The 24,099-nt window shown below is 70.1% G+C and carries 20 protein-coding genes and 1 other RNA gene; 20 read left to right on the forward strand and 1 reads right to left on the reverse strand.

All coding sequences use genetic code 11. From position 1 onward, the window contains the following. Nucleotides 1-29 precede the first annotated feature (29 nt). The 17 genes from rsmI (at nt 30) to lpxC (ending at nt 18,968) form a co-directional block, all read left to right on the forward strand. The gene (gene rsmI, locus FHR97_RS12015; protein WP_183384053.1) at nt 30-887 is read left to right on the forward strand and encodes a 16S rRNA (cytidine(1402)-2'-O)-methyltransferase; all 858 of its coding nucleotides are present in this window, start codon (nt 30-32) and stop codon (nt 885-887) included. 32 nt (nt 888-919) lie between these two features. Continuing rightward, nucleotides 920-1,286, forward strand: an RNA gene (gene rnpB, locus FHR97_RS12020) — RNase P RNA component class A. 54 nt (nt 1,287-1,340) lie between these two features. Further along, a complete protein-coding gene (rsmH, locus tag FHR97_RS12025) occupies nt 1,341-2,297 on the forward strand; it encodes a 16S rRNA (cytosine(1402)-N(4))-methyltransferase RsmH (RefSeq protein ID WP_183384054.1) in 957 nt (318 codons plus the stop codon). An 8-nt stretch (nt 2,298-2,305) separates the two neighbouring features. Further along, nucleotides 2,306-2,632: a cell division protein FtsL gene (gene ftsL / locus FHR97_RS12030; protein WP_183384055.1), complete on the forward strand. Its 327-nt coding sequence runs from the start codon at nt 2,306-2,308 to the stop codon at nt 2,630-2,632. 53 nt (nt 2,633-2,685) lie between these two features. Continuing rightward, a complete protein-coding gene (locus FHR97_RS12035; protein ID WP_425486085.1) occupies nt 2,686-4,365 on the forward strand; it encodes a peptidoglycan D,D-transpeptidase FtsI family protein in 1,680 nt (559 codons plus the stop codon). Between the two features lie 33 nt (nt 4,366-4,398). After that, nucleotides 4,399-5,916: a UDP-N-acetylmuramoyl-L-alanyl-D-glutamate--2,6-diaminopimelate ligase gene (locus tag FHR97_RS12040; RefSeq protein WP_183384057.1), complete on the forward strand. Its 1,518-nt coding sequence runs from the start codon at nt 4,399-4,401 to the stop codon at nt 5,914-5,916. Beyond that, nucleotides 5,913-7,280, forward strand: coding sequence for a UDP-N-acetylmuramoyl-tripeptide--D-alanyl-D-alanine ligase (locus FHR97_RS12045; protein WP_183384058.1), 1,368 nt, complete (start codon nt 5,913-5,915; stop codon nt 7,278-7,280). Before FHR97_RS12040 ends, FHR97_RS12045 begins: the two co-directional genes overlap by 4 nt. An 8-nt stretch (nt 7,281-7,288) precedes the next feature. Continuing rightward, entirely contained in the window at nt 7,289-8,371 is a 1,083-nt protein-coding gene (mraY, locus tag FHR97_RS12050) for a phospho-N-acetylmuramoyl-pentapeptide-transferase (protein WP_183384059.1), read from the forward strand. A gap of 46 nt (nt 8,372-8,417) precedes the next feature. Beyond that, nucleotides 8,418-9,806, forward strand: coding sequence for a UDP-N-acetylmuramoyl-L-alanine--D-glutamate ligase (murD, locus tag FHR97_RS12055; protein ID WP_183384060.1), 1,389 nt, complete (start codon nt 8,418-8,420; stop codon nt 9,804-9,806). Continuing rightward, a complete protein-coding gene (ftsW, locus tag FHR97_RS12060) occupies nt 9,803-11,011 on the forward strand; it encodes a putative lipid II flippase FtsW (protein WP_183384061.1) in 1,209 nt (402 codons plus the stop codon). The genes murD and ftsW overlap by 4 nt, the downstream gene beginning before the upstream one ends. Beyond that, nucleotides 11,008-12,093, forward strand: a complete 1,086-nt coding sequence (gene murG, locus FHR97_RS12065; RefSeq protein WP_183384062.1) for an undecaprenyldiphospho-muramoylpentapeptide beta-N-acetylglucosaminyltransferase — start codon at nt 11,008-11,010, stop codon at nt 12,091-12,093. The genes ftsW and murG overlap by 4 nt, the downstream gene beginning before the upstream one ends. A 61-nt stretch (nt 12,094-12,154) precedes the next feature. Further along, complete coding sequence (gene murC, locus FHR97_RS12070; RefSeq protein WP_183384143.1) at nt 12,155-13,567, forward strand: UDP-N-acetylmuramate--L-alanine ligase; 1,413 nt, start codon at nt 12,155-12,157, stop codon at nt 13,565-13,567. Then, a complete protein-coding gene (locus tag FHR97_RS12075) occupies nt 13,564-14,490 on the forward strand; it encodes a D-alanine--D-alanine ligase (RefSeq protein WP_183384063.1) in 927 nt (308 codons plus the stop codon). Before murC ends, FHR97_RS12075 begins: the two co-directional genes overlap by 4 nt. Before the next feature lie 3 nt (nt 14,491-14,493). Beyond that, the gene (locus FHR97_RS12080; protein WP_183384064.1) at nt 14,494-15,219 is read left to right on the forward strand and encodes a cell division protein FtsQ/DivIB; all 726 of its coding nucleotides are present in this window, start codon (nt 14,494-14,496) and stop codon (nt 15,217-15,219) included. Nucleotides 15,220-15,417: 198 nt separating this feature from the next. Then, nucleotides 15,418-16,716: a cell division protein FtsA gene (ftsA, locus tag FHR97_RS12085; protein ID WP_183384065.1), complete on the forward strand. Its 1,299-nt coding sequence runs from the start codon at nt 15,418-15,420 to the stop codon at nt 16,714-16,716. A gap of 34 nt (nt 16,717-16,750) precedes the next feature. Beyond that, nucleotides 16,751-17,944: a cell division protein FtsZ gene (ftsZ, locus tag FHR97_RS12090; protein ID WP_183384066.1), complete on the forward strand. Its 1,194-nt coding sequence runs from the start codon at nt 16,751-16,753 to the stop codon at nt 17,942-17,944. Between the two features lie 112 nt (nt 17,945-18,056). After that, nucleotides 18,057-18,968 (forward strand): UDP-3-O-acyl-N-acetylglucosamine deacetylase, encoded by a 912-nt coding sequence (gene lpxC, locus FHR97_RS12095; protein ID WP_183384067.1) that lies wholly within the window; start codon nt 18,057-18,059, stop codon nt 18,966-18,968. A gap of 76 nt (nt 18,969-19,044) precedes the next feature. On the opposite strand, the gene FHR97_RS12100 is transcribed toward lpxC, so the two are convergent. Next, a complete protein-coding gene (locus FHR97_RS12100) occupies nt 19,045-19,464 on the reverse strand; it encodes a DUF721 domain-containing protein (protein WP_246403973.1) in 420 nt (139 codons plus the stop codon). Between the two features lie 141 nt (nt 19,465-19,605). Here FHR97_RS12100 and FHR97_RS12105 point away from each other — a divergent pair, with 141 nt between their 5' ends. The 3 genes from FHR97_RS12105 to argJ are packed head-to-tail and all read left to right on the forward strand — an operon-like array spanning nt 19,606 to nt 24,034. Next, the gene (locus tag FHR97_RS12105; protein WP_183384069.1) at nt 19,606-19,968 is read left to right on the forward strand and encodes a hypothetical protein; all 363 of its coding nucleotides are present in this window, start codon (nt 19,606-19,608) and stop codon (nt 19,966-19,968) included. A 57-nt stretch (nt 19,969-20,025) separates the two neighbouring features. Next, entirely contained in the window at nt 20,026-22,764 is a 2,739-nt protein-coding gene (gene secA, locus FHR97_RS12110; protein ID WP_183384070.1) for a preprotein translocase subunit SecA, read from the forward strand. A gap of 40 nt (nt 22,765-22,804) precedes the next feature. After that, the gene (gene argJ / locus FHR97_RS12115; RefSeq protein ID WP_183384071.1) at nt 22,805-24,034 is read left to right on the forward strand and encodes a bifunctional glutamate N-acetyltransferase/amino-acid acetyltransferase ArgJ; all 1,230 of its coding nucleotides are present in this window, start codon (nt 22,805-22,807) and stop codon (nt 24,032-24,034) included. The last annotated feature ends 65 nt before the right edge of the window (nt 24,035-24,099 follow it).

Consider the following 24,099-nt stretch of genomic DNA (forward strand, 5'->3'; position numbering starts at 1 on the left):
ATGTCCGGAATGCATCCCAGGGAGCCGAAATGTCAGACGCCGATGAAGGGGTATTGTACGTGGTCGCCACGCCGATTGGGAATCTGGATGACCTGAGCCCCCGGGCCGCCCGGGTGCTGGGCGAGGTTGCCTTGGTGGCCGCCGAGGACACCCGTCATACGGCCCGCCTGCTGCGCCACCTGGGTATCGCGCCGGCCATGCTCTCGCTGCACGAGCATAACGAGGCCGCCCGGGTCGACCGGCTCGATGCCCGGCTGGTCGCCGGCGAGGCCGTCGCCCTGGTCAGCGACGCCGGTACCCCGCTGATCAGCGACCCCGGCTTCGTGCTGGTGCGCGAGCTGAGGGCCCGGGGGCGGCGGGTCGTGCCGGTGCCCGGGGCCTGCGCCCTGGTGGCGGCGCTGTCTGCGGCCGGGCTGCCCACCGACCGCTTCCTGTTCAGCGGCTTCCTGCCCGCCAAGGGCGGCGCGCGACGGGCGCGTCTCGAGGCCCTGGCCGAGCGCGACGAGACCCTGGTGTTCTACGAGTCCCCGCACCGTATCCGCGACACCCTGGCCGATCTGGCCGTCACCCTCGGGGCGCGTCGGGTGGTGCTGGCCCGGGAGTTGACCAAGACCTTCGAGACCTTCCTGGAGGGCAGCGCCCATGCGCTGCTGGAGCGCCTCGCCGAGGACCCGGACCAGGCCCGCGGCGAGTTCGTGGTCATGGTGGCCGGGGCCGCGCCGCGCCAGGCCGGCGAGGCCGCGGCCATCGAGGCCGACACGCTGCTCGCGGCCCTGCTGGCCGAGGGCGTCGGGGTCAAGCAGGCCGCCGCGGTGGCGGCACGCATCCTGGGCGGCGCCAAGAAGGCCTGGTACGCGAGGGCCCAGGCGCTCAAGGACGGGGATTGAGAGGGGGGCGAGGCGCTGGTATGCTTGCCGCGGGAGTTGGCCAGACAGTCGCCGCTGTACCCGATCCCCGGATCGGGGCAGGGGAGGAAAGTCCGGGCTCCACAGGGCAGAGTGCCAGGTAACGCCTGGGCGGCGCGAGCCGACGGAAAGTGCAGCAGAGAGCAGACCGCCTACGCCTCCCCCCGGGAGGCCGGTAAGGGTGAAAGGGTGCGGTAAGAGCGCACCGCGCGCCTGGCAACAGTGCGTGGCACGGTAAACCCCACTCGGAGCAAGACCAAATAGGAACCCCATGGCGTGGCCCGCGTTGGGTTCGGGTAGGTTGCTTGAGGACGACGGTGACGTCGTCCCTAGAGGAATGACTGTCCTCGACAGAACCCGGCTTATCGGCCGACTCCCCCATCTTCTTAATTTTGCCGTCGCGCACGGTCCCTGCCAGCCGCCAACGAGAAGTGCATGTCGTCATCCGCTCCCGAACACCCCGTCCGCGGTTTTCGCCATGCCAGCGTGCTGCTCGATGGCGCCGTCGACGCCCTGGTCCATGATCCGGCCGGTGCCTACCTCGATGGCACCTTCGGGCGCGGGGGCCACTCCCGGGCGATCCTCGAGCGCCTGGCGCCCGAGGGGCGTCTGCTGGCCATCGATCGCGATCCCCAGGCCATCGCCGAGGCGGCGGCCGTCACCGATCCCCGCTTCGCCATCGAGCGGGGCGACTTCGCTCGCCTGGGGGACTTCGCCCGCCATCACGACCTCCACGGCCGGCTCGCCGGGGTGCTGCTCGATGTGGGGGTGTCCTCGCCCCAGCTGGATGACCCGGAGCGCGGGTTCAGCTTCCTGCGCGACGGCCCGCTCGACATGCGCATGGACCCGACCCGGGGCGAGAGCGCCGCGGCCTGGCTCGCCCGGGCCGACGAGGGCGAGATCGCTCGGGTCTTCAAGGCCTACGGCGAGGAACGCTTCGCCCGCCGGCTGGCGCGGGCCATCGTCGCGCGCCGCGGCGAGCGGCCCTTCACCCGCACCGCGGACCTCGCCGAGGTGATCAAGGCCGCCCATCCCGCCTGGGAAAAGGGCAAGCACCCGGCGACCCGGGCCTTCCAGGCGCTGCGCATCCAGGTCAACGGCGAGCTGGAGCAGCTCGACGCCGCCCTGGCGGCGGCCCTGGAGGCCCTGGCCCCGGGCGGGCACCTGGTGGTGATCAGCTTCCATTCCCTGGAGGATCGTCGCGTCAAGCGCTTCATCCGCGACCACGTGCGCGGCGATACCCACCTGCCGCGCGGCGTGCCGCTGCGCGATGACCAGATCCAGCGCCGCCTCGAGGCCCTGGGCAAGGCGCGCCGGCCCGGCGCGGCGGAGGTCGAGGCCAACCCCCGCGCCCGCAGCGCGGTGATGCGCGCGGCGCGCAAACGCTACTGAGGCTCGCCATGGCTCAGGGACGACACGCCTCCACCTCCGCCTTCGCCTGGCCGGTGCGCCTGCGACCCAGCCTGGCGCTGATCGGCAACGGCGTGCTGCTGGCGCTGTGCCTGGGCTCGGCGCTGGCGGTGATCGCCACCAGCCATCTCACCCGCGACCAGTATGCGCGTTTGCAGCAACTCGAGCGCGAGCACCAGCAGCTGCAGACCGAGTGGGGCCAACTGCTGCTCGAGGAGGGAGCCTGGTCATCCCCGGCCCGCATCGAGCGCCTGGCCACCCAGCGCCTGGAGATGCGCCTGCCGGAGATCGACGAAGTGGAGGTGATCCGGCCATGAGCCAGTCCCCGCGCCCGGCCGTGTCCCCGCGCAAGCCGCCGCCCATGGCGCCCATGGGCAAGGCCCGCTACCGGGTGATGATGACCCTGGTGCTGGTCGGCCTGGCGCTGCTGGCCGGGCGCATCGTCGACCTGCATGTCTTCGACCGCTCCTTCCTGCAGGGGCAGGGCGATGCCCGCACCCTGCGCGTCGATGCGATCCCCGCCCACCGCGGCATGATCACCGACCGTCACGGCGAGCCGCTGGCGATTTCCACCCCGGTGGTGACGCTGTGGGCGAATCCCCAGGACCTGCCCGATGACGGCATCCAGCGCCTGCAGCTGGCACGGGCCCTGGGCCAGGACCTCGACGCCCTGAATGCGCGCATCGAACGCTATGCCGATCGCGAGTTCATGTACTTGCGCCGTCGCATGACCCCCGAGGCCGCCCAGCGGGTGCTCGACCTGCGCGTCCCCGGCGTGCACAAGCGAGCCGAGTACAAGCGCTACTACCCGGCCGGCGAGGTGATCGCCCAGTTGATCGGGGTGACCAATATCGACGACCAGGGCCAGGAGGGCCTCGAGCTGGCCTATCAGCCCTACCTGGCCGGGGTGCCCGGCCGGCGACGCGTGGTCAAGGACCGCCGGGGGCGGCTGGTCCGGGACCTCGAGGTGCTGCGCGAGGCCGAACCCGGCGGCGACCTGACGCTGTCCATCGATCAGCGCCTGCAGTACATGGCCTACCGCGAGCTCAAGGCGGCAGTGGGCGAGAACGACGCCGACGGCGGGATGCTGGTGATGCTCGACGCCCGGACCGGCGAGGTGCTGGCCATGGCCAACCAACCCTCCTATAACCCCAACAACCGCGCCGGCCTCGACCCCAAGGGCCTGCGCAACCGGGCCATCGTCGATGTCTACGAGCCCGGTTCGGTGATGAAGCCGCTGGCCATGTCGGCGCTACTCGAGACCGGCAAGTTCCCGCCCGACACCGTGGTGGACACCTCGCCGGGCTGGATGGTCATCGACCGCTACACCATCAAGGACATCCGCAACTACGGCGAGCTGAGCCTGGCCGGGATCCTCGAGAAGTCCTCCAACATCGGCATGTCCAAGCTGACCCTGCAGCTCGACGACCCGGTGGTGCCCGAGCGCTACCGGGCGCTGGGCCTCGCCAGTGCGCCGGGCACCGGCTTCCCGGGCGAGGCCAGTGGCAGCGTGCCGTCGCCGGGGGTCTGGTCCAGCAGCCAGTGGGCGGCGCTGTCCTACGGCTATGGCCTGTCGGTCTCGGCGCTGCAGCTGGCCAGCGCCTATACCGCCATCGCCAACCATGGCGAGCGCCTGCCCCCCTCGCTGCTGCGGCTCGACGAGCCGCCGGCCGGGCAGCCGGTGGTCGAGCCGGCGGTCGCCGACCGCGTGCTGGGCATGATGGACCAGGTGGTGGCGCCGGGGACGGGCGCCCGGCGCGGCCTGGTGCCCGGCTACAGCGTGGCCGGCAAGACCGGGACGGTGCGCAAGACCGGCGGCACGGGCTACGAGGAAGATGCCTACCGCTCGCTGTTCGTGGGCATCGCGCCGGTGTCCGATCCGCGCCTGATCACCGTGGTGATGATCGATCATCCCCGGGGGGATGCCTATTACGGCGGGGCCGTGGCGGCACCGGTGTTCTCCCGAGTGGCCGGCAACGCCCTGCGGATACTCGATGTGCCGCCCGATCGGGTGGCGGGCGACCGGGAGTCGGCCGACGATGCGACCTGAGCCCTTCCTTCCCCCCCGTGACGAGAGACGCCCATGGACCTGACTGCCACCCGCCTGATCGCCGAGCTGAGCCGATTCTGGCCGGGCCATCGGACGGTCCTGGCCGACCTCGAGCTGCCCGCGCGGCTGTCGTTGTGCCTGGATAGCCGGGCCCTGGCGCCGGGCGATGTCTTCCTGGCGGTGCCGGGCGTGGCGGCCGATGGCCGTGACTTCGTGCCCGCCGCCCTGGCGGCGGGGGCCGCCCTGGTACTGGCCCATGACGATGGCACCGACGCCGGCACGGCGGCCGATGATCCCCGGGTGCTGTGGCTGCCGCACCTGCGCCAGCGGCTCGGCGAACTCGGCGGGGCCCTCTTCGCCGTCCCCGAGGCCCTGGAGCTGATCGGCGTCACCGGCACCAACGGCAAGAGCTCGGTGACCCACTATATCGCCGCCCTCAGCCGGGCCCTGGGCCGCGATGCCGGCATGGTCGGCACCCTCGGGCACGGTCGCCCGGGGGCACTGCACCCGGGGACGCTGACCACGCCGGGGCCCCTGGCGCTGCAGGCCGCCCTCGGCGAGCTGGCCGGCGAAGACATCACCCGGGTGGCCATGGAGGTCTCGTCCCATGCGCTGGAGCAGGGGCGTCTCGACGGCTGCCGACTCCAGGCCGCCGTCTTCACCAACCTGAGCCGTGACCATCTCGACTATCACGGCAGCATGGCCGCCTATGCGGCGGCCAAGGCACGGCTCTTCCGCCGCCCGGAGCTGGCCCTGGCGGTGGTCAACGCCGACGACCCCCTGGCACGGCTGATGCTGGCCGGCCTGGCCGAGGACGTGCGCGTGCTGGCGGTGGGCGAGGATGAGGCCGTCACCCTGCGGGTGATGGACTGGATCCCGCATGCCGAAGGCCAGCGCGCGTTGATTGCCACCCCCGAGGGCGAACGGGTGCTGACGCTGCCCTTGATGGGGCGCTTCACCCTCACCAATGTGCTGCTCGCCATGGCCACCCTCTACGGCCTCGGCGCCGATCTCGAGGCGCTGTTCGCCGCCGCCGCCGAGCTCGGCCCGGTGCCCGGTCGCATGCAGGCGCTGGCCGCCGGGACGGGCCCCACGGTAGTCATCGACTATGCCCATACCCCCGACGCCCTGGAGAATGCCCTGGCGGCGCTGCGGGCCCACCTGCCCGGCAGCGGACACCTGTGGTGCCTGTTCGGCTGCGGCGGGGATCGCGACCGTGGCAAGCGGCCGCTGATGGCCGCCGCCGCCGAGCGCCATGCCGACCGCCTGGTGGTCACCGACGACAATCCCCGCAGCGAGTCGCCGGGGGCGATTCGCGGAGAGATCCTCGACGGCCTCTCGGCGGAGGCGCGCGGTGCCGCCCGGGCGCGCGACGGGCGTGCGGCGGCGATCCGCGAGGCGATCCGCGAGGCCGCCGACGAGGACGTCATCCTGATCGCCGGCAAGGGGCACGAGGCCTACCAGGAGATCGCCGGCGTGCGCCATGCCTTCTCGGATCTCGCCGAGGCCGAGGCCGCCCTGGCGGCGCGGGTCACGGGGGGCGACCCATGAGCGGCGTCGGTCTGGCCTCGCTGGCCGAGGTCGCGCGAGCCCTCGGCCTGGCGCCGCCCGCCGAGGACGTCCCGCTGACCGGGATCGTCACCGATACCCGCCGCCTGGCACCGGGGGCGCTGTTCGTGGCGCTCGCCGGCGAACGCTTCGATGCCCATGACTTCCTCGCCCAGGCGCGCGAGGCCGGTGCCGTGGCGGCGCTGGTCGAGCGGCGCCTCGACGATCCCCTGCCGCAGCTCGAGGTGGCCGACACCCGGCTGGCGCTGGGCCTGCTGGGACGCGCACGCCGCCGTGCCTGGGGCGGTTCCCTGGTGGCCGTCACCGGCAACAGCGGCAAGACCACGGTCAAGCAGATGCTGGCCACGCTGCTCGCCCGTCGCGGCGAGACCCTGGCCACCCGCGGCAACCTCAACAACGATATCGGTGCGCCCCTGACGCTGCTCGAGCTGTCTCACGACCACCGCCAGGCGGTGGTCGAACTGGGCGCCAACCATCTGGGCGAGATCGCCTGGACGGCGAGCCTGGCCGAGCCCCGGGTGGCGGTCATCACCAACGTTACCGGCGCCCATGTCGGCGAGTTCGGAAGCCCCGGCCGGATCGCCCAGGCCAAGGCGGAGATCCTGGTGTCGCTGCCCGGTGACGGGGTGGCGGTGCTCAACCGCGACGACCGCTACTTCGCCAGCTGGGCGAGTCTCGCCGCCCCACGGGACGTGCTGGACTTCTCGGTGGAGGGGCCGGCGCGTCTGCGTGCCGAGACACTGGTCTGCGATGCCCTCGGGCGCTATGCTTTCACGCTGTTTTGCGACGATCGCGAACTGGGACGCGTTCAACTGGCCCTGCTCGGCCGTCACAACGTCGCCAACGCCCTGGCCGCCGCCGGTGCGGCGCTGGCCATGGGCCTGGACGAGGCGGATGTCCTGGCCGGCCTCGAAGCCGTCACGCCGATGCCGGGGCGGCTCAGCGTGGTGGCCGGCATCAAGTCCTCGCGGCTGCTGGACGATACCTATAATGCCAATCCCGGGGCGGTGAAGGCCGCCCTCGACCTGCTGGTCACGCTGCCCGGACCGCGCTGGTGCCTGCTGGGGGCCATGGGGGAGCTGGGCGAGGCCTCCGACCGGTTGCATGACGAGGTCGGGCGATACGCAAGAGAACAGGGAATCGACTTTCTCGGCACCCTCGGCGAGGCGGCGCGGCCGGCCAGCCGCGCTTTCGGCGAGGCGGGTTGCCATTTCGACGATCGGGAGGCGCTGACGCGCCACGTCCTCCATCATCTGCCGCCGGGGGCCAGCGTGCTGGTCAAGGGCTCGCGCAGTGCCGGCATGGAAGCCGTGGTGTCGGCGCTGTGTCCGGATGCATCAAGGTAACGCACTACATGCTGCTTTTTCTGGCTGAACTGCTGGCGCAATTCCAGAGCGCCTTCAACGTCTTCAACTATCTGACCCTGCGCATGATCCTGGGCACCCTGACGGCCCTGGTGCTGTGCCTGTGGCTCGGCCCGGTGGTGATCCGCCGGCTGGTGGAACGCCAGATCGGCCAGGCCGTGCGCGACGATGGTCCCCAGTCGCATCTCTCCAAGGCCGGCACCCCGACCATGGGCGGCGCCATGATCCTGATGGCCATCGCCGTCAGCACCCTGTTGTGGGGGGATCTGCGCAACCACTACGTCTGGGTGGTGCTGGCCGTGACCCTGGGCTTCGGCGCCATCGGCTGGGTCGACGACTACCGCAAGGTGGTGGAGAAGAACCCCCGGGGGCTACCGGCCCGCTGGAAGTACTTCTGGCAGTCGGTGATCGGCCTGGCCGCCGCGGCCATCCTCTACGTCACCGCCGCCTCGCCGGTGGAGACCAGCCTGATCGTGCCGCTGTTCAAGGAATTCGTGCTGCCGCTCGGGGTGTTCTACGTCGTGCTCACCTACCTGGTGATCGTCGGCAGCTCCAACGCCGTGAACCTCACCGACGGCCTCGACGGCCTGGCGATCATGCCCACCGTGCTGGTGGCCATGGGCCTGGCGGTGTTCGCCTATGCCAGCGGCAATGTGGTCTTCGCCGACTACCTGCAGATCCCGATGATCCCGGGCGCCGGCGAGCTGGCCGTGTTCTGTGCGACGATCGCCGGCGCCGGGCTCGGCTTCCTGTGGTTCAACACCTATCCGGCCCAGGTCTTCATGGGCGACGTGGGGGCCCTGGCCCTGGGCGCCGCCCTCGGCGTGGTGGCGGTGATCGTGCGCCAGGAGATCGTGCTGTTCATCATGGGCGGCATCTTCGTCATGGAGACCGTCTCGGTGATCCTCCAGGTGGGCTCCTACAAGCTGACCGGGCGACGCATCTTCCGCATGGCCCCGTTGCATCACCACTACGAACTCAAGGGCTGGCCGGAACCGCGGGTCATCGTGCGCTTCTGGATCATCACCGTGGTGCTGGTGTTGCTGGGGCTCGCCACCCTCAAGATCCGTTGACGCTCCCGAGGAGCCCGACATTCGCCGTCCACGCGAGGAGCCGCTGATGGTCAAGGTGCCCAAGGGAATGACGCTGGTGGTCGGGCTCGGCGTGTCCGGCCGGGCCATCTGTCGTCACCTGCAACGCCTGGGGCGTCCCTTCATGGTCGTCGACACCCGGGCCGAGCCGCCCGGCCTCGAGGCCTTTCGCGACGCCCATCCGGGGGTCGCGGTGCACTGCGGGCCGCTCACCGACCTCGACATGGGTGCGACCCGGGAGGTGGTGGTGAGTCCCGGCGTCGATCCCCGCTCGCCGGGCCTCGCCGACCTGGCCGGCCACCGCGGGCCGCAGGGCGAGCCCCTGGTGGTGGGGGAGATGGCGCTGTTCGTGCGGGCCTGCCGGGTCCCCATCGCCGCCATCACCGGGGCCAACGCCAAGTCCACGGTGACCACCCTGCTCGGCGAGATGGCGGTCGAGGCCGGCCGTCGGGTGGCGGTGGGCGGCAACCTCGGCACCCCGGCGCTGGACCTGCTCGCCGAGCGGCCCGATGCCGAGCTGTACGTGCTCGAGCTGTCGAGCTTCCAGCTCGAGACCACGCCCTGTCTCGGCGCCGACACCGCCGCCTTCCTCAATCTCTCCGAGGACCACCTGGACCGCCATGGCGACCTGGCCGGCTACCGGGCCGCCAAGCTGGGCATCTTCCGGGGAGCCCGCCATGGCGTGGTCAATGCCGAGGAGCCCGACACCTGGCCGGCCGTGCCGCTGCCGGCGCTGGACCGCTTCACCACCCGCCCGCCCGAGGCGGGGGAGTGGGGCATCGGCGAGCATGATGATGGCACGGGGCCCCGGCCCTGGCTGATGCATGGCGACGCGCCCCTGATGCCTGCCGAGGCGGTACGCCTGCCCGGTCGGCACAACCAGGCCAATGCCCTGGCGGCCCTGGCCATGGGGCATCGCCTGGGGTTTCCGCTCGCCGCCATGTGCCGGGTGCTGGAACGCTTCCCGGGCCTGCCCCATCGCGGCGAGCTGGTGGCCGAGATCGGCGGGGTGCGCTGGATCAACGACTCCAAGGGCACCAACGTGGGGGCGACCCTGGCCGCCATTGCCGGCCTGGGGCCGACCCTGGCGGGCCGGCTGATCCTGTTGGCCGGCGGGGTCGGCAAGGGGGCCGACTTCACCCCCCTGGCCGCGCCGCTGGCCCGCTATGGTCGCGAGGCGATCCTCTTCGGGCGTGACGCGGATAAACTGGAAGCCGCTCTCGCGGGCGGCTTGCCCCTGCAGCGCGTCGAGGACCTGGGGGCGGCCATGGAGCGGGCCGCGGAGATCGCCGAGCCGGGGGATTGCGTGCTGCTGTCGCCGGCCTGTGCCAGTCTCGACCAGTTCCGCGACTATCAGGCGCGGGGGGAGGCCTTCCGCGGCACCGTGCAGCGCCTGGCCGGGGAGGGCACGCCATGAGTCGCCTGTCCCGGCTGCGCGCCCGGCTGTCCACCGCCGAGCAGCCCTTCGATGGCTGGCTGGTGCTCGCGGCGCTGGCGCTGCTGCTGCTCGGCTGGGTGATGGTCACCTCGGCCTCCACCGAGGTGGCCTCCAGCCTCACCGGCAACGCCTGGTACTTCAGCCTGCGCCACGGCACCTTCCTGCTGGTGTCGCTGGTCGTTGCCGCCCTGGCGCTGCGGGTGCCCCTGGGCTGGTGGAAGGCCAACGGGCCCCTGTTGCTGCTGGTGGGCATGGTGCTGCTGGCGCTGGTGCTGGTGGTCGGCCGCGAGGTCAACGGCAGCCGCCGCTGGCTGTCGCTGCCCGGCGTGCCCTTCAACCTGCAGGCCTCGGAAATCGCCAAGCTGTGCCTGATCACCTACCTGGCCGGCTACCTCGAGCGCTTCCTGCCCCAGGTTCGCCGGGAGTGGGGCGCCTTCCTGCGGCCGCTGGCGGTGATGGCGGTGATGGGTGGGCTGCTGATCCTGGAGCCGGACTACGGGGCGGTGGTGGTGATGACCGGCTGCGTGATGGGCATGCTGCTGATGGCGGGGGCGCCCTGGGGGCGCTTCCTGCTGCTGATGCTGCTGGTGGCGGCCCTCGGCGCCATCGCCGCCATCGCCGAGCCCTACCGCATGGCGCGCCTGACCAGCTTCGCCGACCCCTGGGCCGACCAGTTCGCCAGCGGCTACCAGCTGACCCAGGCGCTGATCGCCTTCGGCAGAGGGCACTGGCTGGGGATGGGGCTCGGCAACAGCGTGCAGAAGCTGTTCTACCTGCCCGAGGCCCACACCGACTTCGTGTTCGCCGTGCTCGCCGAGGAGCTGGGCCTGGTCGGTGCCGTCGTGGTGGTGGGGCTGTTCGCCCTGCTGGTGTGGCGGGCCATGGCGGTGGGGCGGCGGGCCGAGCTGGCCAGGCTGCCGTTTGCCGCCTACGTCAGCTACGGCATCGCCCTGGTGATCGGCGCCCAGGCCTTCATCAACATCGCCGTCAGTACCGGCATGCTGCCTACCAAGGGGCTGACGCTGCCGCTGCTCAGCTACGGTGGCTCGAGCCTGGTGGTCAGCTGCGTGATGATGGCGATCCTGCTGCGGGCGGATATCGAGACCCGACAGGCGCAGCGTCGTGCCCGGCCCACGGCTAGCCGGGTGGCGCCGGCCGGCAAGCCACAAGGAAGCGGATCATGAGTCGACGCGGGGGCCGCCGTGCCCTGATCATGGCCGGTGGCACCGGCGGCCACGTCATTCCCGCCCTGTCGCTGGCCCGGTCGCTGACGGCGGCCGGGGTCGAGGTGGCGTGGCTGGGCAGCCCCCGGGGCATCGAGAATCGCCTGGTGCCGGCCGCCGGCATCCCCCTGCACCATGTCGCGGTGAGCGGCCTGCGTGGCAACGGCCTGGTCGGCTGGCTGCTGGCGCCCTGGCGGCTGGCCCGGGCGGTGGGGCAGGCCGCCCGGGTGATCCGCGACGTCGACCCGCAACTGGTGGTGGGGCTGGGGGGCTTCGCCAGCGGCCCCGGCGGCCTGGCCGCCTGGCTCAAGCGGCGACCGCTGGTGATCCACGAGCAGAACGCCGTGGCCGGCCTGACCAACCGCGCCCTGGCACGCCTGGCGTGTCGTGTCTATGCGGCCTTTCCCCAGGCCTTCCCGGGCCGGGCCGAGGTGGTCGGCAACCCGGTGCGCAGCGAGATCGCCGTTCTGGGCGAGTCGCCGCGGCCGGCCGCCACCATGCGCGAGCGCCCCTTGCGCCTGCTGGTGGTGGGGGGCTCCCTCGGCGCCCTGGCCCTGAACCAGCGGCTGCCCGAGGCCCTGGCGCGATTGCCGGCGGCGAGCCGTCCCGAGGTGCACCACCAGGCCGGCCGCGACAAGGACGCGGCGACCCGGGAAGCCTACGAGCAGCAAGGCGTCGAAGCGGACGTCACGGCCTTTATCGACGACATGGCGGCGGCCTACGACTGGGCCGACCTGGTGGTCTGCCGCGCCGGGGCGCTGACCGTGGCCGAACTGGCGGCGGCGGCCAAGCCGGCGCTCTTCGTGCCCTTCCCCCATGCGGTGGATGACCACCAGACCGCCAATGCCGCGGCCCTGGTGGAGGAGGGCGCCGCCGCCCTGATGCCGCAGAACGAGATGAGCGCAGCGGCGCTGGCCGATCGCCTGGCGACGCTGCTCGACCCCGAAGCCCTTGCCACCATGGCGGCGCAGGCACGACGCTGTGCCCATCTCGACGCCGTCGAGCGCCTGGTGGCCGGTTGCATGGAGACAGCTTTTGAGTGACGAGACCCTCGGGCCGGTTCCCGGCCAAGCCACGCCCCCGCGTCCCGGCCTCGGGCTGGGCATGCGCCGCATCCGTCGCATCCACTTCGTCGGCATCGGCGGCGCCGGGATGTGCGGCATCGCCGAGGTGCTGGCCAACCAGGGCTACACCGTCAGCGGCAGCGACCTGAAGGTCTCGCCGGTGGTGGCCCGGCTGGAGCGGTGCGGCATCGGCGTGGCCATCGGTCATGCGGCGGAGAATGCCCGCGACGCCGACGTGGTGGTGGTCTCCACCGCCGTGGACGAGACCAACCCCGAGATCCGCTGGGCCCACGAGCATCGCGTGCCGGTGGTGCGTCGCGCCGAGATGCTCGCCGAGCTGATGCGCTTCCGCCACGGCATCGCCGTGGCCGGCACCCATGGCAAGACCACCACCACCAGCCTGACCGCCACCCTGCTCGGCGAGGGCGGCCTGGACCCCACCTTCGTGATCGGTGGCCGGCTGACCAGTGCCGGCACCAATGCCCGCCTGGGGGAGGGGGAGTACCTGGTGGCCGAGGCCGACGAGTCGGATGCCTCCTTCCTGCACCTGCAGCCGATGGTGGCCATCGTCACCAACATCGATGCCGATCACATGGCCACCTACGGCGGTGACTTCGAGCGCCTGAAGGGCACCTTCATCGAGTTCCTGCACAACCTGCCGTTCTATGGCCTGGCGGTGCTGTGCATCGATGACGCCAATGTTCGTGGGCTGATCGAGCGGGTCAACCGCCAGTTCGTCACCTACGGCTTCAGCGCCGATGCCGACTACCGGCTCGAGGACTTCGTCCAGCAGGCCGGCGAGGTGCGCTTCACCGTCCGGCGTCCCGATGGCCTGGCGCCGCTCGAGGTGCGCCTGGCGATGCCGGGGCGCCACAACGCCCTCAATGCCCTGGCCGCCATCGCCGTGGCCAGCGACGCCGGCGTCGACGACCAGGCCATCCTGCGCGGCCTGGCCGGCTTCGCCGGGGTCGGCCGCCGCTTCCAGGTGCATGGGCAGTTCCCGGCCCCGGCCGAGGCGGGCGAGGTCATGCTGGTCGACGACTACGGCCACCATCCCCGGGAGGTCGAGATGGTGATCAAGGCCGTCCGCGACGGCTGGCCAGAGCGACGCCTGGTGATGGTCTACCAGCCCCATCGCTATTCGCGCACCCGCGACCTCTACGAGGACTTCGTGCGAGTGCTGGCCGGGGTCGACACCCTGCTGCTGCTGGATGTCTACAGTGCCGGCGAGGCGCCGGTGCCCGGGGCCGACGGCCGGACCCTGGCCGGCTCGATCCGCCAGCGCGGCGAGGTCGACCCGATCTTCGTGCAGGACAAGAGCGAACTGCCGGGGCTGCTGGCCAGGGTGCTGCGTCCCGGTGATATCCTGATCACCCAGGGCGCCGGCGACGTGGGGGGGATCGCCCAGCGACTGGCCGATGCTCGACTGGATCTCGACGAGGTGGCGCTATGACGGCGGACAGGACCGGCCAGGGCCGGGTGGTGGTGCTCTACGGCGGCGACTCCGCCGAGCGGGAGGTCTCGTTGAAGAGCGGGGCCGCGGTCATCGCCGCCCTGGAGCGTGCCGGGGTGGCCCCCATCGGCTTCGACCCGGCCGAGCAGGGCGGCCTGTCCGGCCTGGAAGCCCTCAGGCCGGACAGGGTCTTTATCGCCCTGCATGGCCGAGGCGGCGAGGACGGTACCCTCCAGGGGGCGCTGGAACTGCTGGACATCCCCTATACCGGCAGCGGCGTGCTGGCCTCGGCGCTGGGCATGGACAAGCAGCGCACCAAGCTGGTCTGGCAGGCGCTGGGCCTGCCCACCCCGGAGAGCGTGATGCTCGGCCCCGATGCCGACTGGGCGGCGGTGGTGGAGCGGCTCGGCCTGCCGCTGATCGTCAAGCCGGTCCACGAGGGCTCGACGCTCGGCATCACCATCGTCGACAGTCCCGAGGCCCTGGCGGCCGCCTACCGCGACGCCGTGCGCTTCGATGCCCGGGTGATGGCCGAGCGCTTCATTCGCGGCGAGGAATACACGGTGTCGTTGCTCGGCGACAGCGTGCTGCCGGCGATTCGCGTGGAAGTGCCCAGCGGCTTCTACGACTACGAGGCCAAATACCTCTCCGACGAGACCCTCTACCACTTGCCCTGCGGACTGGCCGAGGACGAGGAGCATCGCCTGGCGTCGCTGTGCCGGGAGGCCTTCGAGGCCATCGGCTGCAGCGGCTGGGGGCGGGTCGACGTCATGCGCGACGCCCAGGGGCGCTTCTGGCTGCTCGAGGTCAATACCGTGCCCGGCATGACCGACCATAGCCTGGTGCCTCAGGCGGCGGCCCACGCCGGCCTCGATTTCGATGCGCTGGTGATGCGTATCCTCGACACCGCCGGGCGGGACTAGTCCATGGCGCGTCGCGGAACCCTGCTCGGCGTATTGCTGCTGGCGCTGCTGGTCGGCGCCGGTGGCCGGGCCCTGTGGCTGTGGCTGGATCGTCCCATCGAGCGGGTCTCGATCCGCGGCGAGCTGCATCATGCCGGGGCCGACTACCTGCGCAGCCGGCTCGCGCCCCTCGTCCAGGGCCGGACCTGGTTGTCGGTGGACCTGGGCGAGCTGCGCGAGCGGGCACGGGACATCGGCTGGCTGAGCGAGGTCCGCATCCGTCGCGAGTGGCCCGATGCGCTGGTCTTCGAGCTGGTCGAGCAGGTGCCCGTGGCGCGCTGGAACGACGACCGGCTGCTCAATGCGGCCGGCGAGCCCTTCGACCACGCGCCCCTTGAGGTGCCCGACGAGCTGCCCGAGCTCTCGGGGCCGGCGAACAGTGGCGCCGAGGTGCTGGCCTATCACGACGCTCTGGCGGCGCGGCTCGCGCCCCGGGGGCTGTTTCTGCGTCAGGTGCGGCTCGAGGCGCGCGGCGCCTGGCGGTTCCAACTGGAGGGCGGGCTCTGGGTGATGCTCGGGCGCAATCACCGGGAGGAGCGGCTGGCGCGTTTCCTGGCGGCCTGGGAGCGGGAACTCGCCGACACGGCGTCGCATATCCGCTACATCGATCTGCGTTATCCCAATGGCGTGGCCGTGGCCTGGCATGGACAAACCGAACCCGTGGACGATGCCACTACCGATCAAGGCTGAATGGCACTTCAGGGTGAATTGCCCGGTTCCCGGGGCACCAGGGTGTTCCTTTCGGAAGAAAATCGCCGTATCGTGACGGGGGTTTCTTCCCATGGGCTGGTGGATCACGGTGAGTTGTTCCTATAATTGGCCCAGGTTTTATTCGTTTCAAACATGCATTTCCCCTAGCGGGTCCGGCTCGAGGAGATTTCCCGGCTCATGTCAGGTCCATCCAATGCGTCCAATATGGTAGTCGGGCTGGATATCGGAACATCCAAGGTCGTGGCGATCGTGGGGCAACCCACCGACGATGGCGGCATTGAAATTGCCGGTATCGGCTCCCATCCCTCCCGCGGGATGAAGAAAGGGGTGGTGATCAATATCGAGTCCACGGTGCAATCGATCCAGCGTGCCGTGGAGGAAGCGGAACTCATGGCGGGCTGCGATATCCACTCCGTCTATGTGGGCATCGCCGGCAGCCATATCAGCTCGATGAATTCCGATGGCGTGGTCGCCATCAAGGAGCGCGAGGTCGCTTCCTCCGATATCGACCGGGTCATCGATTCCGCCCGCGCGCGGGCCATCTCCGAGGGGCAGCGGGTCCTGCATGTGCTGCCCCAGGAGTTTGCCATCGACACCCAGGGCGGCATCCGCGAGCCGCTGGGCATGTCCGGGGTGCGCCTGGAGGCCAGGGTCCACCTGGTGACGGCCGCCCTCAATGCGGTGCAGAACATCGAGAAGTGCGTGCGGCGCTGTGGTCTCGAGGTGGATGCCATCATCCTCGAGCAGTTGGCCTCCAGCCATGCCGTGCTCACCGAGGACGAGCGCGAGCTTGGCGTGTGCATGGTCGACATCGGCGGCGGTACCACCGATATCGCGGTCTTCACCGAGGGCGCCATTCGCCACACCGCGGTGATTCCCATCGCCGGTGACCAGGTCACCAACGACATCGCCATGGCGCTGCGCACGCCCACGCAGCATGCCGAGGAGATCAAGGTCAAGTACGCCTGTGCGCTTACCCAGCTGGCTTCCAGCGACGAGATGATCAAGGTGCCCAGTGTCGGTGACCGGCCGGCCCGGGACCTGTCCCGCCAGTCGCTGGCCGAGGTGGTCGAACCACGCTACGAGGAACTTTTTACCCTGGTGCGTGACGAACTGCGGCGCAGCGGCTACGAGGATCTGGTGGCGGCCGGCGTAGTGCTGACCGGTGGCACGGCACGCATGGAAGGCGTCGTCGAGCTGGCCGAGGAGATCTTTCACATGCCGGTGCGAATCGCCTGTCCACAGAACGTGCGGGGGCTCGCCGATGTGGTGCGCAACCCGATTTATTCGACGGGAGTCGGTTTGCTACATTACGCTCTACGGGAGGCCCGTCAGGGGCATGGCCATCAGGGCACACAGGGGCAGGGTAGTAGCATCTCGGCGCAACCGAGACGTGGCGACGTCTCCCGGCGCAGGCCAGAGGAAGGGATTCCGGCGCTGGTAAGGCTTAAAGGCTGGTTCAAAGGAAATTTCTGACAGGGCCGCGCACGCGGTCCAGGAGACGGGGCTAATGTTCGAACTTGTAGATAGCGCACCCTCTAGCAGTGCGGTCATCAAGGTCATCGGTGTCGGTGGTGGTGGCGGGAATGCCGTCAATCACATGGTCGAGAGCAGCATCGAGGGCGTGGAATTCATCTGCGCCAACACCGATGCCCAGGCGCTGAAGCGGGTGGCGGCCAAGACCGTTCTCCAGCTCGGTAGCGAGATCACCAAGGGGCTCGGCGCCGGTGCCAACCCCGACGTGGGACGCCAGGCGGCCATGGAGGACCGCGAGCGCATCGCCGAACTGCTCGGCGGTGCCGACATGGTGTTCATCACCGCGGGCATGGGCGGGGGGACCGGCACCGGCGGTGCGCCGGTGGTGGCCCAGGTCGCCAAGGAGCTCGGCATCCTGACCGTGGCGGTGGTCACGCGTCCCTTCCCCTTCGAGGGACCCAAGCGGATGCGGGCCGCCGAGGAGGGCATGAAGGAGCTCTCCGAGCATGTCGACTCGCTGATCACCATCCCCAACGAGAAGCTGCTGTCGGTGCTGGGCAAGAGCGCCAGCCTGCTGACGGCCTTCAGCGCCGCCAACGACGTGCTGCTGGGCGCCGTCCAGGGCATCGCCGAGCTGATCACCAGCCCCGGCATCATCAACGTCGACTTCGCCGACGTGCGCACCGTGATGTCCGAGATGGGCATGGCGATGATGGGCACCGGCGGCGCCACCGGCGAGAATCGGGCCCGCGAGGCCGCCGAGAAGGCGATCAGAAGCCCGCTGCTCGAGGATATCGACCTGCACGGTGCGCGCGGCATCCTGGTCAACATCACCGCCGGTCCCGACCTGTCGATCGGGGAGTTCAACGACGTGGGTGCCACGGTCCAGGAGTTCGCCTCCCAGGACGCCACCATCGTCGTCGGGACCTCCATCGACATGGAGATGACCGACGAGCTGCGGGTCACCGTGGTGGCCGCCGGCCTCGAGGGGCAGCGTCAGGCCAAGGCGGCGAGCCAGGCCACGCGCCGTGCCGATGCCGGCGGGGACTATCGCCAGCGTCAGTCCGCCGCTGCCGGCCGGCCCCAGGCCTCGGTCAATCGCGCCGCGGCGGCCGCACCCAAGGCGGAGTCCCAGGACACCCCGCGTCCCCAGGCGGAGCCGCGCAAGTCCCAGGAGCTGGACGACTACCTGGATATTCCGGCGTTCCTGCGGCGTCAGGCCGATTGAGTGGCGCTATCGCAAGCATAGGCAGCCCGAGGGGATGGAAGTTTTGTTGAAACACTCGTTCGGTGTTATAGTGAACGGTGTTTGATAACCAACGACTGCCTGGCGACTGCCCATGATCAGACAACGCACTCTCAAGAACGTCATTCGCGCGACCGGCGTCGGCCTGCATTCCGGCAAGAAGGTCTACCTGACCCTGCGGCCGGCCCCGGTCGATACCGGTATCATCTTCGTGCGCACCGACCTGGACCCCGAGGTGCAGATCCCGGCCCGCGCCGAGAATGTCGCCGACACCACCCTGTGCACGGCCCTGTCCCAGGATGGCGTCAAGGTGGCCACCGTCGAGCACCTGATGTCGGCCCTGGCCGGCCTGGGCATCGACAACGCCTATGTGGACGTGAGCGCCCCCGAGGTGCCGATCATGGATGGCAGCGCCGGGCCCTTCGTGTTCCTGATCCAGTCCGCGGGCATCGCCGAGCAGAGTGCCGCCAAGAAGTTCATTTGCATCAAGCGGGAGGTGGTGGTGCGCGAGGGCGACAAGGAAGCCATCTTCCTGCCCCATCGGGGCTTCAAGGTGTCCTTCGCCATCGACTTCGACCACCCCGTGTTCGAGGACCAGAAGCAGACCGCGGTGGTCGACTTCTCCACCACCTCCTTCGTCAAGGAGGTGTCCCGTGCCCGGACCTTCGGCTTCATGCGCGACCTCGAGCACCTGCGCTCGAACAACCTGGCGCTCGGCGGCAGCCTCGACAACGCCATCGTGGTCGATGACTATCGCATCGTGAACGAGGGCGGGTTGCGCTACGATGACGAGTTCGTCAAGCACAAGGTGCTGGACGCCATCGGCGACCTCTATCAACTGGGCCACAGCCTGATCGGCGAGTTCCGCGGCGTGAAGTCCGGTCATGCCCTCAACAACCAGCTGTGTCGCGCGCTGATGGAACAGCCGGAGTGCTGGGAGATTGTCACCTTCGAGGACGACACCCAGAAGGCGCCCATCTCCTACGCCGCCCCGGCCATGGCCTGAATCCGCCACGCTGGCAGCGCAGCCACCGCAGTCGACCGCCGCACCTTCCGAGGTGCGGCGGTCTCGTATATCGGGGTCAGGACTCGGCGTGGGAAGCGAGGCGTTCGAGGGCCCGCCTGAGCCGGGGGTCGTCCACGTCGGCGGCGCAGCTGGAGAGCTCGTCGGCGGCCCGGGCAGGCAGGCGTCGGGTCTGGCGCACCGGCGCCTTGGGGGGGCGGACCGGCCGGACCTTGAAGTCGAAACCGCTCACGGCCTCGAAACCGGGCAGCTCATGGAGCCGCGACAGCAGCTGCGCCTGCTCGTAGCGCAAGCGGGTCAGCCACACCGCGCGGTCGGTGATCACCGTCAGGCGCCCATCATGAAAGCCTCCCACGAAGAGGTGTTCCGCGAGTTCGACGGGAAGGTGGTCGCGCAGGTGCTGCTGGGCCCGCTCGATGAGTCGGGCCATGCGCATCAGCGTCCCCAGCTCCCCGCGGCCTTCCAGTAGCCGGGACATGGGCTGTGCTCGGAACCGCTTAACCTTTATACTCATCAGCTTGATTCTCGGGGGCGAACCCCTGACGTTGGCCGTCGGCCGCTCGCGCCGGCGGCCCCTGAACGCAAGAGCCTAGCACACCCAAGGGAGTCCCTCGACAGCATGGCCACCCTCACCGCGGACATTCGCGCCACGGCGCGTCGCCCGATGGAGCGCCGCCCGACCCGCTGGTGGTTGGCGGGCCTGCTGGTGGGCTGCCTGTTGCCGGCGGGGTTCGCCCAGTTGGAGTCGTCGCGCCCCGTCGAGCGTGTCATCCAGGTCTGTATCCTGGCCCCCGCGCTGATCCGTGCCAGCTCCCGCCTGCAGGCCCGGCGTCGGGCGCATCGCCGCTGGCCCGGGCCGCGCTTGCCCGTGATACCGGCACGCCCGGGGCGGCCCGTCATCGGCCGCGGCGAGCCGCGGCGGGCCGTGGCCGCCCACGATGTCCTGACACGGCGTGGTCCGCCATCCGCTCGTCGAGGTTGAACGACGAGAGGCCGGGGAATCCCCGGCAGGATGCCACACGCAATTTCGGGACCCTTCATGATCAATAATCTGTTGCGCAAGGTCGTCGGCTCCAAGAACGACCGCGAAGTCAAACGCATGGGCCGCTCCGTGGGCCGTATCACCGCCCTGGAGGGCGACCTCGAGAGCCTCGACGATGCCACCCTCAAGGCCCGCACCGCGGGCTTCCGTGAGCGTCTCGACGGCGGCGAGTCCCTCGATGCCCTGCTGCCGGAGGCCTTCGCCACGGTCCGCGAGGCCGGTAGGCGGGTCATGGGCATGCGCCATTTCGATGTGCAGATGATCGGCGGCATCACCCTTCACGACGGCCGCATCGCCGAGATGAAGACCGGCGAGGGCAAGACCCTGGTGGCGACCCTGGCGGTCTACCTCAATGCCCTGCCGGGCAAGGGAGTGCACGTGGTCACGGTCAACGATTATCTGGCCTGTCGTGACGCCGAGTGGATGCGCCCCCTCTACGAGTTCCTCGGCCTCTCGGTCGGCACCATCTATGCCGGCCAGACGCCCGAGGAGAAGCGTGCGTCCTACGGCTGCGACATCACCTACGGGACCAACAACGAGTTCGGTTTCGACTACCTGCGCGACAACATGGCCTTCTCGCTGGAGGACAAGGTCCAACGCGGGCTGCACTTCGCCATCGTCGACGAGGTGGATTCCATTCTCATCGACGAGGCGCGCACGCCGCTGATCATCTCCGGGGCGGTGGACGAGAACACCGAGCTCTACCGGATCATCGACCGCCTGGCGGTGAACCTGACCCAGTGCACCGACGAGGAGGACCCGGAGAGCGGCGACTTCACCCTCGACGAGAAGCAGAAGCAGGTGGAGCTCACCGAGGGCGGCCATCACCGGGTCGAGGAGCTGCTGCGCGCCGAGGGCCAACTGGGCGAGGAGGACTCGCTGTACGCGGCCCAGAACCTCAACCTGCTGCAGCACATGCATTCGGCGCTGCGCGCCCGGCACCTCTACCACCGCGACGTGGACTACATCGTCAGCGATGGCCAGGTGGTGATCGTCGACGAGCACACCGGCCGCACCATGCCCGGCCGCCGCTGGTCCGAGGGGCTGCACCAGGCGGTGGAGGCCAAGGAGGGCGTGACCGTCCAGCGCGAGAGCCAGACACTGGCGTCCACGACCTTCCAGAACTACTTCCGCCTCTACGAGAAGCTGTCCGGGATGACCGGTACCGCCGATACCGAGGCCTTCGAGTTCCGCCAGATCTACGGGCTCGACGTGGTGGTGATCCCCACCAACAAGCCGCTGATCCGTGCCGACCTCAATGACCTCGTCTACCTCACCGCCGAGGAGAAGTTCGAGGCCATCATCGAGGACGTCAAGGCACAGACCGAGGCCGGGCGTCCCGTGCTGGTGGGCACGGCCTCCATCGAGACCTCGGAGTACCTGGCCAGCCTGATGAAGGGGGCCGGCCTGGCCTTCAACGTGCTCAACGCCAAGCAGCACCAGAGTGAGGCCGAGATCATCGCCCAGGCCGGGCGGCCCGGGGCCATCACCATCGCCACCAACATGGCCGGCCGGGGGACCGATATCGTGCTGGGCGGCAACTGGGAGGCCGAGGCCGCCAAGCTCGAGGCCCCCGACGAGACCCAGGTCGCGCGGCTCAAGGCCGAGTGGCAGCAGCGCCACGATGCCGTGCTCGAGGCCGGCGGCCTCCACGTGGTTGGCTCCGAGCGCCACGAGTCCCGGCGCATCGACAACCAGCTGCGTGGCCGCGCCGGCCGCCAGGGTGACCCCGGCTCGACGCGCTTCTTCCTGTCCCTGGAAGACAACCTGATGCGCCTGTTCGGCTCCGACCGGGTGCAGCGCCTGATGCAGGCGCTGGGGCTGGAGCGGGGCGAGGCCATCGAGCACAAGATGGTCTCCAACGCCGTGGAGCGGGCCCAGAAGAAGGTCGAGGGCCGCAACTTCGATATCCGCAAGCAGCTGCTCGAATACGATGACGTGGCCAACGACCAGCGCCGGGTCATCTACGAGCAGCGCAACGAGATCCTCGCCGCCGAGGAGGTCTCCGACAACGTCATGGGCATTCGCGAGGAGGTCCTGGACGAGGCGATCAGCGAGTTCGTGCCGCCCCAGAGCCTGCCGGAGCAGTGGGACCTGGCCGGCCTGGAGGCCCACCTGAAAACCGAGTTCAACCTCGAGGCGCCGGTGGTGGAGTGGGCCGAGCAGGACGAGCGCTTCCACGAGGAGCAGCTGCGCGAGCGCCTGCAGGAGATGCATCGTCGGGTCTACGAGGAGAAGGCCGAGGTCGCCGGTCCCGAGCTGATGCGCCGCTTCGAGAAGCAGGTCATGCTGCAGGTGCTGGATACCCGCTGGAAGGAGCACCTGCAGTCCATGGACCACCTGCGCCGGGGCATCCACCTGCGCGGCTATGCCCAGAAGAACCCCAAGCAGGAGTACAAGCGCGAGTCCTTCGAGCTGTTCCAGATGCTGCTGACCAACATCAAGGCCGACGTGACCCGCATCCTCAGTCACGTGAAGGTGCGTCGCCCCGAGGAGGTCGAGGCCCTGGAGCAGCAGCGCCGCGAGTCGCTGGAGCGCGAGAAGGCCGCGGCCGCCAGCCGTCACGATGCCCCGGAGGCCGCCGCCGAGGAGGGGGGGCAGCCCGCGGCAGCCGCCCCGGCGCCGGGCAGCGACGGCCGCCCCCTGCGCCGTGAGGGCCCCAAGGTGGGACGCAACGATCCCTGCCCCTGCGGCTCGGGCAAGAAGTTCAAGCAGTGCTGCGGCAAACTTAGCTGACGGGCGACGCTCGACGCGAATTCAAACAGGAGACGAGGCGATGGCAGTGGGTCAAGCAAGCTTTCCGGACATGCCGAGGATCGAGGGGCTGCGCCTGGGCACGGCCCGTGCCGGTATCAAGACCGCCGATCGCCGGGACCTGGTGGTGATCGAGGTGCCCGAGGGGGCCGCCGTGGCGGGCAGCTTCACCCGCAACGCCTTCTGTGCGGCCCCGGTGACGGTGGCGCGCGAGCACCTGGCCGCTTGCACCACCCGTGGCCAGGCCCCCCGCTACCTGGTGATCAACACCGGCAATGCCAATGCCGGCACCGGCGAGACCGGCCTGCGCGATGCCCGGGCCACCTGCAGCGAACTGGCGCGTCTCGCCGGCGTGCCCGAGAACGCGGTGCTGCCGTTCTCCACCGGGGTGATCGGGGAGACCCTGCCCATGGAACGGCTGCTCGGCGGGTTGCCCGAGGCGCTGAGGTCCCTGGACGAGGAGGGCGCCGGCTGGGCCGCGGCCGGTGAGGGCATCCTCACCACCGATACCCGCCCCAAGGGGGCCAGCGTGACCGTGCCGCTGGGCGACGAGACGCTGACCATCAACGGCATCAGCAAGGGCTCGGGCATGATCAGGCCCAACATGGCCACCATGCTGGCCTTCGTGGCCACCGATGCGGCCATCGAGCCGAGGGTGCTGGAGACCCTGCTGCAGGAGAGCGTGGCGCGCTCCTTCAATTGCATCACGGTGGATGGCGACACCTCCACCAATGATGCCTGCATGCTGATCAGCACCGGGCGCGGGGTCGCGGTGGCCGACGAGGAACGCCTGGCGGTGTTCCGCAACGCCCTGCAGCGGGTGATGACCGAGCTGGCCCAGGCCATCGTCCGCGACGGCGAGGGCGCCACCAAGTTCGTCAGCCTGCAGGTGGAAGGGGCGGTGACCCGTCGGGAGGCCCTGGACGTGGCCTTCACCGTGGCGCATTCGCCGCTGGTCAAGACCGCCCTGGCCGCCAGCGATGCCAACTGGGGGCGCATCCTCGCCGCCGTCGGCCGCGCTCCGCTGGAAGGCTTCGACGTGTCCCGGGTGACCATCGATCTCGGTGACGTGCGCCTGGTCGAGCGGGGAGGGCGTGCCGCCGGCTACACCGAGCAGGCCGGTAGCTCGGTGATGGCCCGGGACGAGATCGCCATTCGCATCGACCTGGGGCGCGGCGAGGAGGGGGCCACCGTGTGGACCACGGACCTGACCCGGGAATACGTCGCCATCAATGCCGACTATCGCAGCTGACCCCACCGAGGGGGTGGCGCCAGGCCGGTCGGAGTCAGTAGAGAAATCCCCCGCACCGCCGAGTG

Source organism: Halomonas stenophila, from assembly GCF_014192275.1.
Classification (GTDB): Bacteria; Pseudomonadota; Gammaproteobacteria; order Pseudomonadales; family Halomonadaceae; genus Halomonas; species Halomonas stenophila.